Genomic DNA, 12427 nt, shown 5'->3' with positions numbered 1-12427 from the left:
AATGCCCCAGCCAGCCAGAGGTTCCCGCCGCAGACGGTGCCTGCTGTTGACTAGTTGGATGCGAGGGCTACGGGGCGGGCGGCGACGAAGCGCGTATGCGGCAGGCCTGCCGGGAAGTCGCCAACGGCCATGACGGTGACGTAACGGCCCATCTCGGCGGTGGGGTCGAAATCGGCCTCGTCGTGATCCCAGATGATCGCGAAGTGGGACGAGGTCATGGCGTCGGGGGCCATGAAGACTTCGGCCACGTGTTCGAGATCGGGAGTGATCAGGTCGGGGTTGCGCATATCTCCTGGCGCCGGGCGTTTGGCGATATGCTCGGCCAGGGCTGCGGCGATGGGTTCGTTCTGTTGCGCTGCGCCAAAGGTACCGCTGAACAGGCCGGCAAGGGCATTGGCCTGCTGGCCGCCCAGCGATGCCGTCCGCAGGCCAGTGGCCGCGGTGAGCGAGGGCAGGATGGGCAGGCGCGTGGTCGGCGATGGTGGCGGGACGGCGGCCGTGGTCTCGCGCTGGATGATCATTTCGAGGGCGCGCTGCGCACCCGGGTCCTGCGGCGTGGTCGGCAGGTATGCCGTCATGATCTCGGGACGGGGCGGCTCGGTCATGATCAGTCGCGGCTGCGGCACCGGGGCGGTCAGCGCGGCGAGGGCCGTGACGGCGTCGCCGGAGGGCAGGGCGGCGGCGGTCGCCACCTGCAGCGCATTGGACTTCATCACAGGCATCGGCGCGATCCTGGCCGGGGCCAGTTCGGCGGGATCGAGAGGCATGCTGCCAACGGTGGAAAATGGGATGGCGCCCATGGCCGGGGCCGCCGCGACCTCGATCGGGGCAGCGACGCCACCCAGCGAGGCTGGGCGCAGGGCGGGCATCGGGGCAGCCTGCGGCGTGACGGGTTGTGGCGCGGCGGAGGCGACCTGTACGGGAGCAGGCGCCGCAGCAGCGGCCGGCGCCGGCTGATCGTCGCCACCGCCGAAGAACAGGTCCATCAGCGAGCGGCCGCTGCCGCCCTCGGCGACCTGGGTGCCCGAACTGCTGCCATTGCAGGGATAGGCGTGGCAGCGCTTCCACTCAGCCATGGCGACCTGATAGCCCTCCTGCGACAGCGGCGTGCCGTCGGTGGGCAGATGCATGGTCTTGCCGTCAGGGAAGATTTCCTTGAGCTGGGCGCGGGTCATGCGCGGCCAGGCGCGCACCGAACCGGTATCGAGATGCACGAAGGGGCTGCCCGAGGTCGGATAATAGCCGACGCCACCGACCTGCTTGCGCATGGCAGCGGCACGGAGCTTGGCCAGCGGCACGCCGGGGATGAAGAAGTCCATCGCCGTGCCGCGCATGTGCTGGGAATTGTCGGCAACGCCATTGGAATTGGCGGCCAGCATGGCGTTGGTGGCGGGCGAACGATAGGCCGAAACGATATTGACCGGCTGGCTGCCGCCAACCTCCTGATAGACTTCCCAGACCAGGTCGAACAGGCGCGGGTCCATCTTGGTGGGCTCATTGCGGCGCCAGTCACGCAGGAACTGGTTGAGCTCGTTGAGCCCCGACTGGACATATTGCCCGTTGCGCTTGAAGACGATACGGGCGGTTTCCTTGGTGTGGGTATAATAGAGGTAGAGCGCACGCTCGCTGGCGGCCGCGGCGGGCACGACGGCCTGCGGCAGGATGACGGTGATGCTCATAAGGGCGGCAACAAACAGCCGCGCGATATGGTGCCGTATCAAAAAGGATGTCCCCGCCACGCCAAACTCTGCCCGGTTATTGCCAGTTGTCGTAGGACGTTAGCGCGAAACATCATCGAATTGATTAACGCTAACGAGAACACAATTGGCCTTTGCCGGACCCCTCATCCCTAGAACACTAAGGGCAAAAACGGGCGCAACCAAGGCGAAATTGTAAACGCGGTGTTAAGGGGGGCACACCTCTCCCCCCCAAAGGGAGAGGTTGAAGACGGCCCTACGGCGACAGCGCGTCCACTACCGGCGCGGCTTCGGCCACGATCTCGGGGGCGATTTCGGGCTGTACCAGGTCCATAGCCGCAATGAGCTTGGCATTGTGGCCATAGACGTCGCCAAAGGACTTGAGCGACCCATCGGCGTCGACGCGGATGGTGAAATAGGCGATGTGCACCGGGATCTGGTGGTCCGGATTGACCCAGCGCTCGGAGGAGCCGAACATCGCTTCGAGCGAGGCCCGCGAGATATTGGGCTCGTTGGCCATCAGTGCCTCGGCAAATTCCATCGGGTTCTGCACGCGCACGCAGCCGTGGCTATAGGCGCGGAAGGAGCGGGCGAACAGCGACTTGGACGGCGTATCGTGCAGATACACGTCATGCTTGTTGGGGAAAAGGAACTTGATCTGGCCCAGCGCATTGCCGGGGCCGGGGCGCTGGCGCACACGGAACGGGAAGTTGGTCGAGCTGACCTGGCTCCAGTCGACCTGCCAGGGGCTGACTGGTGAGCCGTTATAGAGCAGGTCCATGTTCTGGTTATCGATGTAGCCCGGATTGCGCATCACCGCCGGAGCGACCTCGCCGCGGATGATGGAGCTGGGCACGTTCCAGTAAGGGTTCACCACGATGTGGCGGATATTGTCCGAGAAGACCGGCGTCTGGTTCTTGGTGGTGCCGACCACAACGCGGGTGGTGTATTCCTCGACGCCGTCGCGGCTGATGGCCAGGCGGAACTCGGGGATGTTGACCAGGACGTTGAACGTGCCCAGCTCACGCGGCATCCAGCGCCAGCGTTCCATATTGGCGATGATGTCGGCGCGTGTCACCGGGACGCCGCCATTGAGCGCGGCCAGTGTGGCGGGGCCCATGACGCCGTCAACGTCCAGATCGAGCGTGCCCTGGAACGCCTTCATGGCGTCGACCAGCACATCGTCATAAACCAGGCCATCCTGCGCAGGGATGCCGAGACGGTCGCGCAGCGCCGGCACGCGCGGATCGGTCATGCCGGGGCGCAAGGTTGGCCCCTCGGCCACGGGCGTGGGACGATCGAGATTGACATCGTCAAAGGTTGCCAGCGCGGCCTTGAGGGCGAGGAATTCGGGGTGAGCCGGCTCCAGTGCCGCCAGCACGGCCACGGGGTCAGGGCTCGAGGCCAGTTCGACCAGCAGCGCGGTGGTATCGAGCGGCTTGGGCGCGATGTCGAGCAGGGCGCTCACCGATTGCGGATCGATGCGGCCGTTATAGATATGGCTGGCATAGCGCAGGGTGGCGCCGGAAAAGGCGGTCTCGAGCGCGGCCATCTTGAGAGGGTCGCCCTTGGCGCCGGCCGGGTCGAGGTCTGGCGTCAGGTAATCCGAGGGGCGCAGACCTTCGCTGGCAGCGGTCTCGAAGAGCTTCAGGATCTTGCGGGCCGGCTCGGAAAACACCACTTCGCCACTGGCGGCCTCATCGAGCCAGATCGGCTCGAAATGGCGGTTGCCATAAAAGAAGTACAGCTTCTGGGCTTCGAGATAGGCGCGACTGTCCTTGGCCGCGCCATAATAGACGGCGCCGAGCCCGGATTTTATGGTCTGGGCGAGCGGCGTCTGCGGCGGCGCGATGATGACCGGGCTCAGCGCCAGGCCGGCAATGTCCTGCGCCGAAGCAGGCAATGCACCGCCAAAGCCGGCAAGGGCGACGGCGAGGCAAACCACGATCTTGTTCATCTGAGCTCCATGCACGGCGACGCTGTGACGACCAACTCACCGCGTCTTGCAACAGACTCGGTGGGCCGTTCCGCACCAAAAACTCAATACTCTGCAAACCTTAACGGGAGCAATCGCTCGCAATGTTGTGAGCCGATTTTGTGGTGCGAATACAACGTTTGCGATGCCCCTCAGAACCCGATCGCATTCTGTGGAAGGGCTTCGCCGTGTCGGTCGCGCAAAAGCCGCGTGGGCCTCGTCGCCATCCAGGCTGGTTGAATGCTGCTCAAGGGCCAGACGGCACCGTCCGTAACCGTCGTGAAGCTGCTTGTCTTCGGGTCACTCCCGTGCAGGATAGCGGAACAAGACCAGGGGGAAAGCAATGTACAAGCACGTGCTGATCGCTACCGATGGCTCTGAACTTGCCAGCAAGGGGCTCGAACATGGATTGGCGCTGGCTCGGCCTCTGAATGCCAAGGTTACCGTGTTGACTGTCTCAGAACCATTGCGGCTCGACATGGTCAATGCCGCGCGCATGGGCGGGATCGATGATCCGGTGTCGCGCTACGATCAGCAGATAGATGCGATCATGAAGGAGCGGTTCGCCGATATCGAGCGACGCACCTCCGAATTTGGCATCACTGCCGAGCTTGCCCACGAAATTGATGAAGCTCCGGCCGAGGCAATCGTCAGATATGCCAGGCTCAATGGCTGCGATCTCATCGTCATGGCTTCGCACGGCCGGCGCGGCGTGCAGAAGGTGCTTCTCGGCAGCCAGACATCCGAGGTGCTCGCCCATACGACCATCCCCGTTCTGGTCGTGCGATAGGGTCGTTCGGGCGCGAGCAACAGCTGTACGGCCGTAACACCGGGTCGCGAGGCCTCGCACGTCACAAGGGGTGGAGTGCGCGCTGGGCTGGCGTCTGCCGCATCATCCCCATTGCGAGGGCATCGACAGATAGCCGTCCGCCGCCAAAGGCCATCAGCGCGAGCGCCATGGCGGCCCAGGGCAAATGGAAGTTGATCAGACCATCGGGAATGGTCAGCTGTATCACCAAGGTCATGAGCAGAATGCCCGCCGCGGCAAATCGGGTGCCCAGGCCCAGCACGAGCAGCACTGGCAGCACGACCTCGCCTAGGCCTGCCAGAAATGCAGCAGTGAGGGGAAACGGATAGGCTATGGCTTGCCCGAAGATGTGGAGCTTGAACTCCTGCTCGAACAGGTAGCGCGCTCCGCTCGAGAGATTGAGAAATCCGTCCCACTTGGTCATGCCAGAGCGCCAGAACGGAATGGCAAGTGCCACGCGCAAGACCAGGAGGCTAATGGAGTGGGGGATGGCCGCAATCAGCCGATCCGCAGCCTGACAGAGACTTCCAATTTTCTGCAGCATGATGAGCCTGCTTTCTACGTCAACGCCGGTTGGGAAAATGCGCCAAGGGAACAAAGCCCCACCAAGGCGCTTCCGAAATCAAATTCGGGGTGGCTGATCAGTGTGCGCTCCACTGCGTCGCCGACAGCCGAGCCCTGCAGCAGGTCATGCGCAAAGACAGCATCTGCGGTGGGGATGACCGTCACTTTCACGTCCAGTGCAGGCCGCGTGATCAATACGGCCTCTGCGCCCGCCCGAACGGCTACCCCCGGCGCCTGATGCGCGGACCAGATGGAGCCGATCGGGTAGTCCGATCGGAGCAGGCCGGTCGCCGCATGGGGCTTCAAAGTCAGGTCCGGCAAGACTTCCGGATCGATCGCAGCGATCTCGGCCAAGCCGGCCGGGCTGTCATCTGCCGCATTGTACGCGATGCTCCATGCCTCCTCGAGCGCCGCCATGTCGGAAAGATATGGCACCGAGCGCGCGCCGGCGAAGTCGGCGATAAAGGCAGGGAAATCGGCACCATATTGCATCATGATGGGTGAGGTGGGTTTGTGGTCGGCCACATAGATGCGCGCCATGACGGTGAAAAACTCTTCGCCCACCAGCTGCGCACAAACCGGGTACTTGGCGGCCAGCACGCCAACCAGTCCGACATGGACATTGTTGCGATAGACCGCGAAGCGCTTGGTGTCGCTGTCGCCGCGGTAGGAGACGATGCCTGATGGTACCGCCCTTGCCGGGTCGACCAGCGCGGCGACAAAGTCTGCCTGACGAACGGACCCGATCGTCATGCAACGCGCTCCTGGCGGTCGCCGCGAGCGGAGACCTCCGTGATGGCAAGATCGACAATGCGCGCCTCGTCCGCCAGCACCGAAAAGGCGGGCACGTTATTGTCCCACTCCACCAGCGTCGGCACCGGTCCTGTTCGGCCCAGCGTATGCCGAAAGAGCGCGAAGACGTCCTGGCTGACCCGCGAGGCATGGGCATCGATCAGCAGCCGCTCGCCAGCGGCGTCGGTGGTCTCGTCATAGCCGGCCAGATGGATCTCGCCCACAGCATGCACGGGGAAGCGCTCGACATAGGTGAAGGGGTCGAGCCGGTGATTGACCGAGGAGACCATGACATTGTTGACGTCCAGCAGCAGCCCGCAGCCCGTCCGTTCGGCGATGGCCGCCAGAAAATCGATCTCGTCGATCGTGCTTTCGGCGAACAGCACATAGGTGGACGGGTTTTCGAGCAGCATGGTGCGGCCCAGCGCCTGCTGGACCTCTTCGACATGGGCGACCACCCGGTCCAGCGTGGCATTGGTATAGGGCAGCGGCAGCAGGTCGTTGAGGCTTGTCTCCTCATGCGACGACCAGGCCAGATGCTCGGAAAACGATTGTGGCTTGTAGCGGTCGACCAATGACCGCAGGCGGCGCAGATGGTCCCGGTTGAGCGGAGCCTCGCCGCCGATCGACAGGCCGACACCATGCAGCGAGAGCGGATATCGATCAACGATCGCTGCGAGGTACCGATGCGGTGGTCCCCCGTCACCCATATAGTTTTCGGCGTGTACCTCGAAAAATCCGATATCGGGGCGGCTTTCAAGAATCTCGGCATAGTGCTGGGGCTTGAGTCCCAGACCGGCGCGTGGGGGAAGGTGCGGTGCGTCCATTCTCGATCTCCCTTTGGGGAAGGCCGGAGATCCGAGGGGACGGATCTCCGGTGCTTTGGGGGCGACGTCGATCAGGCCTGGGGCAGGTCGCGATCGAGGGCTTCAAGCGAGCCCATGCGGTCGCCTTCAAAGGACATGGTCAGACAGGTTCCTGCCGGAACTGCCTTCCAGGCGTTGCCCTGGTAGTCGATGACAGATGTGCCGGCGCAGGTGGTGCCGGGGCCGGCGGCGCAGTCATTCTGGCCCGCAAGGGCAACGCCGTAGCACTTTTCGGTGGCGTCCTGAGCGACAGCGCCCTGCACGGACAGACCGGCGACGGCGGTGAGCAGCGAGGCGGCGAGAGCGAGCGAGGTCCGACGGTTCATGGTGAGTTCTCCCTTTCAGAGGCGGAACCAGAAGGGCTCCGTGCCCTATAGTTCGGTTGACGGGCATTACCGTTACGACGTGGCTCTTCACAGAATAGTGAGCAGATCGAAGCGGCGAAGCGCACGAATGGACGCCTGGCCACACGAACAATCTGCGCGCGGCGAAGGGACGATACCGGTGACGGAAAGGGACCGAGGAGTGCTGATCGGCCCCATGTGCTCACGTCCGTCGGCAGCAGTCAGCGTTACAGATCAGGAGACATTTCTGTAACCGCCGGTCGCAATCCTGCGAATGGGAACGGAATCCGGGAAAAGGCCGCTACCCACGGGCCAAGGATTCCGGGGGCATGCATGGTTTTGGGCGCTGCTGGGTCCGGGCGCGACGAGCGGGCATTGATCCAGGCGCTGAAGCGCGGAGACGAGCAGGCCTTTCGCCAGCTCGTGGCCGAACAACAAAAGTCCATGCTGGCCTTTGCCCGGACATTCCTGCGCGATCCCGCAGCGGCGGAAGAAGCGGTGCAGGATACCTGGCTTGCGCTCATATCGGGCATAGCGCGGTTTGAGGAGCGCTCATCCCTCAAGAGCTGGACGTTCGCCGTTCTCGCCAACATCGCCCGCGCCAAGGCCAAGCGCAACGGTCGCTCGGTGTCGTTCTCGGACATGGGCTATAATGACCCGGCGGTCGATCCCGATCGGTTTTCGGGCGACGGCTCCTGGCTATCTCCACCGGGGCGGTGGTCCGAGATCAACCCGGAACGCATCGTGGGTGGCAAGCAACTGCTCGCACATGCCATGGCCGTGCTCGAAACGCTGCCGGCCAATCAGCGCGCCGTGGTCACCCTGCGTGATCTCGAAGGTCTTTCTCCCGAGGAAGCCTGCGCTATCCTGGAGGTCAGCGAAGCCAACCATCGCATCCTGCTGCATCGTGGGCGCGCCCGCATCCGGGCAGCACTGGAAGCGCTGATGGGAAACTCTTGAGCATGACTGTAACAGTTTGCGCACTAGCGCCACTCACCTACATATTCGATCACGATCGGGCGTTTCCGTCTGCGCCCCGGAGACCTGACCATGCTTAGTTGCCGCGAACTCAGCGAGACCGCGACCGATTACCTGGAAGGCACCCTGACCCTGCGCCAGCGCGCCGGCGTCAAGATGCACCTGCTCATGTGCAAGCATTGCCGCGCCTATATCGATCAGCTCGCCAAGACAGTCGCGCTGCTGAAGTCAGGGCAGGCCGAGCGTTCCGAACCGGATCCCCGCGTCATCGAAGCCTTTCGTGATGCTCTGGGAAAGTCATAGGTTCGACACCGCGATCGCCAAGGGGCATCTGGGCATGGATGGTACCGATATCTGACAGGCCTTCCGTGATCCGTCACGGCTCCACGCTTTGGACCAGTTGTTCCACCAGCGGCATCATGCCAGCCACGATCACCGCGACACCCTCGGCGTTGGGGTGGAGCAGATCGCGCTGGTTGAGGTCAGGATCGAGCGCCACGCCCCCAAGGAAGAACGGATAGAGCAGGGTCCCATGCTCCTGGGCCAGGTCGGGATAGATGGCGTCAAACTCGTCCACATAGTCGCTGCCCAGGCCGCGATTGGCCTTCATACCCAAAAGCAATACTGGCACGCCGAGCTGATCAAGCCGGGCCATTATCGCGTCAAGGTTCGCCCGGGCATCGGTTGCCGGGAAGCCCTGCAGCATATCGTTGGCGCCGAGCCCCAGGATCACCGCATCGGGGGCGTCACCCAGTGTCCAGTCCAGCCGCGCCAACCCATCGGCCGTGGTGTCCCCGGAAACGCTGGCATTGACCAGCGTCGCCTGGATCCGCTCCGCATCCATCGCCGCCTGCAATTGACCCATGAGGCTTTCTTCGGCCGACAGGCCCAGCCCGGCGAGCAGGGAGTCGCCGTAGAGCATTATCCTGATATCTTCGGCCGCAACCGGCGGAGCCAGTGCCGACATCGCGGCGGTCAGCACCATTGCGCCAGCCGCGCGCTGCCACCATCTTGTCCTCACGTGCTGCACTTCGAACCCTTCCGTTCCGACCAATCCCCGGCCCCGCCCATGATCGAAAACATCGCCCGCACGCGGGACATGAACCTGCACCTTAAGTCGGGCGGCAGCGCGCTTCATATCCTCAAATCCATCACGTTTGCGATAAGTCCGGGCGAGGTGGTCTCCGTGGTGGGGCCCTCTGGCAGCGGCAAGACCAGCCTGCTGATGGTGCTGGGTGGCCTGGAAAAGGCCAGCGATGGGGTCGTCTCCATCGGCGGTACCGACCTTGCCGGACTGGACGAAGACCAGCTTGCCGATATGCGCCGGCAAAACATTGGCATCTTGTTCCAGAATTTTCACCTCATCCCCTCGATGACAGCCCTCGAAAATGTCGCCCTGGCGCTCGAGATTGCCTTCGATGACCTGCCGGTGGCCGAGATCAGGGCACGTGCCGGGGCAGCGCTTGCCGAGGTGGGGCTGGCCGAGCGCGAGACCCATCTGCCCAGTGCGCTCTCGGGCGGCGAGCAGCAGCGGGTGGGACTGGCCCGAGCCATCGTCACGCGGCCGAGGCTCCTTTTGGCCGACGAGCCGACCGGCAATCTCGACCAGGAAACGGCCGCGTCGGCCATCGACCTGTTGTTCACCCTGGCGCGGCGCAACAAGATGGCGGTGATGCTGATCACCCACGACAACGGGCTGGCGAAGCGGGCCGATCGCCGCATGCGCATGGACCGTGGGGAACTGCGCGAGTTGGAAGCGGCCGTCTCATGAGGCGCCTGCAAGGCTGGTTACGCGTGGCGCTGATCGATCTGCGCGGCAGCGTCCAGCGGTTCGTCATCCTGATTGCCTGCCTCGCTCTGGGCGTGGCCGCCATTGGCACCGTCAGTGCCGTGCGCAGCAGCGTCGAGGCAGCGATCGAACGTGATGCCCGGCTCATCCTAGGGGGCGACCTGGAATTGCGGTCCCAGCGCAGCGATGTCGGCGACCTGCTGGTCGCGGCGCTCGACGGGCTAGGGACGGTCAGCCGGGAAGTCGAGCTCAATTCGCAGGCTGTGGCCAATGGCAAGAGCGTGTTCCTCGCGCTTCGGGCGGTAACCGACGCCTACCCCCTGGTGGGAGAGGTCAGCCTGGTTGCTGGCGCGCTGGAGGGGAACATTGCCGACCTGCTGGCCGAGCGGAATGGAAGCTTCGGATTGCTCCTATCCCAACAGGCGGCGCTACGTCTTGGGGCGCAAGTCGGGGAGACCGTCCGCATCGGGGCCCTCGATGTCGAACTGCGCGGCATTATCGCAGCGCTGCCCGACCAGGCGACGGCGGGCTTCCAGCTTGGGGCGCCGGCCCTGATTTCGAGCTCGGCGCTGGCACCGGCCGGCTTGCGCGAGGAGGGCGTACTTAGCCAGTTCCGCTACAAGGTCCTGCTGGACGATAGCGATTTCGAGGCTGCGCGCACTGCGCTGGATGAGGCTTTCCCGGAGGGCGACTGGCAGATCCGCTCGCCCCGCCAGGCCACGGCAACAATCGCGCGCTTCATCGGTGTGTTCGGCAATTTCATGCTGCTGGTGGCCCTCTCTTCCATGGTGGTGGGTGGTCTGGGGGCGGCCAATGCCGTGGCGGCCTATATCGGCGAACGCCAGGGGGCCATTGCCACCATGCGTTCCCTCGGCGCCAACGGCGGCCGCGTGCTGTTCCACTTCCTGGTGCAGATTGTTCTCCTTTCGCTCATCGCCGTTGGCATTGGCCTGGTGATCGTCGCAGCGGCGACCCTGGCACTGCTGCCCTTGCTCTCGGGCCTGATCGGCATCGATCTGCCGCCGATGCTGGACTTCCGGTCCATGCTGGTCGCCGGGGTCATCGGCCTGGTCACGGCACTGATCTTTTCCTGGGTGCCATTGCTGCAGGCACGCGCCGTCCGGCCCGCCCTGCTGTTCCGCGCCGGATCGAGCAGCGCGATGGAGGGTCTTGCGTGGCGGGCCCTGCTCAGGCCCGGCTTTGTCGCGCCGCTCCTGGCAGGCTTTGCCGCACTGTTCGGCCTGACCCTGCTCATCGCCAGCGATCTTCGGCTGGTGGCCATCTACTTTGCCGGCACACTGGTTGCCTTTGCTGTGCTGCGTCTCGCGGCGGCCCTGCTGCGGCGCTTCCTGGTCAAGGCGCCGGCGCCGCGTCAACGCCTGTTGCGCCAGGCAATCTCGGCGATCATCCGCCCCGGCGCGCCGACCACCACCGTCCTGGTCTCGATGGGCATGGGGCTGTCCCTGCTTCTGCTCATCGTAACCACCCAGTCCAACATCAATGGCCAGATCGCCACCGAGGTCAGTGCCGAGGCGCCCGATTTCGTGCTGCTGGATATGGACCGCGACGAACGGGCAGCGCTCGACACCTTCGTCGCCGAAACGCCGCAGGTTGATACGCTGACGACCATTCCCATGCTGCGAGGAACCATTACCGAACTGAACGGCGTGCCAGCGCCATCGAGCGAAGACGTTCGCCGCGACGTCGCCGACATGTTCCGAGGTGATACGGCCCTGACCTGGTCTGCCGAGGTTCCAGGTGGCACGGTGATCGACGAAGGCGTCTGGTGGCCGACCGACTATGCGGGCGAGCCCCAAGCCTCCCTCAGCACCGAAATGCGAGACGCTCTGAACCTTGAGCTGGGTGACACCATTACCCTGTCGATTGCCGGGCGGCCTTTGACGGTGACCCTTGCCAGCTTCCGCGCCATCGACTGGCGTAGCCCAGATTTCAATTTCCGCATTATCGTCTCGCCCGGCCTGATCGAGCGCGCACCGCAATCCTATTTCGGCACCATCAAGGCGTCGCCCGGCGCGGCATCGGCCGTTGAAGCGGGGCTGATAGCAGCCCTGCCGCAATTGACCTTCGTGCCCGTGGGGGACGCGCTGGCCCGCGTGCAGTCGGTGTTCGACGGGCTGATCAGCGCTATCGCGCTGGTCAGCGGAACGGCCGTCATCGCCGGCGTGCTGGTGCTGGCAGGCGCACTCAGTGTCGGTCGCCAACAGCGGGAGGCCGATGCGGTTGTCATGAAAGTGCTGGGTGCCCGGCGCTCCTTCGTGATCCTGGCGTTTCTGGTTGAATATGCCCTCCTGGGCGCCATTGCCGCGCTCCTGGCGGGCCTGATCGCACTCGCCGGCGCCTGGGCTGCCTCCACCTTCCTGCTCGAAATCGGCTTTGCCGTTCAGCCCCTGCAACTGAGCCTGCTGGCGGCCAGCATCGTCATCGTGACGACCGCCACGGGGGCCGCCACGACCTGGTCCGCCATGTCTGCAAGGCCCGCAGACCGATTGCGAGAAGACGGTTAGCGCAGCCTCGATATGCGTCCGCATTCATTCATCGTCGCATCCGAAGCCGCGGCCTGCTTTCGCTGCGGATTCGGTTGCATGGCGCTGCC

General features: G+C 64.3%; 12 protein-coding genes. 5 read left to right on the top strand and 7 right to left on the bottom strand.

Annotated elements, in window-relative coordinates:
• Positions 1-50: 50 nt before the first annotated feature.
• Both IH615_RS19045 and IH615_RS19040 read right to left on the bottom strand, forming a co-directional pair.
• The gene (locus IH615_RS19045) at positions 51-1721 is read right to left on the bottom strand and encodes a DUF882 domain-containing protein (protein WP_291364410.1); all 1671 of its coding nucleotides are present in this window, start codon (positions 1719-1721) and stop codon (positions 51-53) included.
• A gap of 232 nt (positions 1722-1953) precedes the next feature.
• Positions 1954-3654 carry a L,D-transpeptidase family protein gene (locus tag IH615_RS19040; protein ID WP_291364408.1) on the bottom strand — a complete coding sequence of 567 codons (1701 nt, stop codon included), beginning with the start codon at positions 3652-3654 and terminating at the stop codon, positions 1954-1956.
• Positions 3655-4015: 361 nt separating this feature from the next.
• Between IH615_RS19040 and IH615_RS19035 the strand changes: the two genes are divergently transcribed.
• Positions 4016-4462, top strand: coding sequence for a universal stress protein (locus tag IH615_RS19035; RefSeq protein ID WP_291364406.1), 447 nt, complete (start codon positions 4016-4018; stop codon positions 4460-4462).
• Between the two features lie 61 nt (positions 4463-4523).
• Here the strand turns inward: IH615_RS19035 and IH615_RS19030 are convergent, their stop codons facing one another.
• The 4 genes from IH615_RS19030 to IH615_RS19015 all read right to left on the bottom strand — a co-directional run bounded on the left by IH615_RS19030 (position 4524) and on the right by IH615_RS19015 (position 7028).
• A complete protein-coding gene (locus tag IH615_RS19030) occupies positions 4524-5024 on the bottom strand; it encodes a DoxX family membrane protein (protein ID WP_291364405.1) in 501 nt (166 codons plus the stop codon).
• Positions 5025-5038: 14 nt separating this feature from the next.
• Positions 5039-5797, bottom strand: a complete 759-nt coding sequence (locus tag IH615_RS19025; protein WP_291364403.1) for a DNA-binding domain-containing protein — start codon at positions 5795-5797, stop codon at positions 5039-5041.
• Positions 5794-6663, bottom strand: coding sequence for a DUF692 domain-containing protein (locus IH615_RS19020; RefSeq protein WP_291364401.1), 870 nt, complete (start codon positions 6661-6663; stop codon positions 5794-5796). The genes IH615_RS19025 and IH615_RS19020 overlap by 4 nt, the downstream gene beginning before the upstream one ends.
• 71 nt (positions 6664-6734) lie before the next feature.
• Positions 6735-7028, bottom strand: a complete 294-nt coding sequence (locus IH615_RS19015) for a DUF2282 domain-containing protein (protein WP_291364399.1) — start codon at positions 7026-7028, stop codon at positions 6735-6737.
• Positions 7029-7379: 351 nt separating this feature from the next.
• Here IH615_RS19015 and IH615_RS19010 point away from each other — a divergent pair, with 351 nt between their 5' ends.
• Positions 7380-8006, top strand: coding sequence for a sigma-70 family RNA polymerase sigma factor (locus IH615_RS19010; RefSeq protein WP_291364396.1), 627 nt, complete (start codon positions 7380-7382; stop codon positions 8004-8006).
• A 90-nt stretch (positions 8007-8096) separates the two neighbouring features.
• Positions 8097-8327 carry a zf-HC2 domain-containing protein gene (locus tag IH615_RS19005; protein WP_291364395.1) on the top strand — a complete coding sequence of 77 codons (231 nt, stop codon included), beginning with the start codon at positions 8097-8099 and terminating at the stop codon, positions 8325-8327.
• 73 nt (positions 8328-8400) lie between these two features.
• Here IH615_RS19005 and IH615_RS19000 read toward each other — a convergent pair whose 3' ends face one another.
• Positions 8401-9009, bottom strand: a complete 609-nt coding sequence (locus IH615_RS19000) for an arylesterase (RefSeq protein WP_291364393.1) — start codon at positions 9007-9009, stop codon at positions 8401-8403.
• Positions 9010-9093: 84 nt separating this feature from the next.
• On the opposite strand from IH615_RS19000, the gene IH615_RS18995 reads away from it, so the two are divergent.
• Together IH615_RS18995 and IH615_RS18990 are read left to right on the top strand one after the other, a co-directional pair.
• Complete coding sequence (locus tag IH615_RS18995) at positions 9094-9795, top strand: ABC transporter ATP-binding protein (protein WP_291364391.1); 702 nt, start codon at positions 9094-9096, stop codon at positions 9793-9795.
• Entirely contained in the window at positions 9792-12338 is a 2547-nt protein-coding gene (locus tag IH615_RS18990) for an FtsX-like permease family protein (RefSeq protein ID WP_291364390.1), read from the top strand. The genes IH615_RS18995 and IH615_RS18990 overlap by 4 nt, the downstream gene beginning before the upstream one ends.
• The last annotated feature ends 89 nt before the right edge of the window (positions 12339-12427 follow it).

The organism is Devosia sp. (assembly GCF_014860165.1).
Lineage (GTDB): Bacteria > Pseudomonadota > Alphaproteobacteria > Rhizobiales > Devosiaceae > Devosia.
This window is presented reverse-complemented; position numbering and strand designations above follow the sequence as displayed.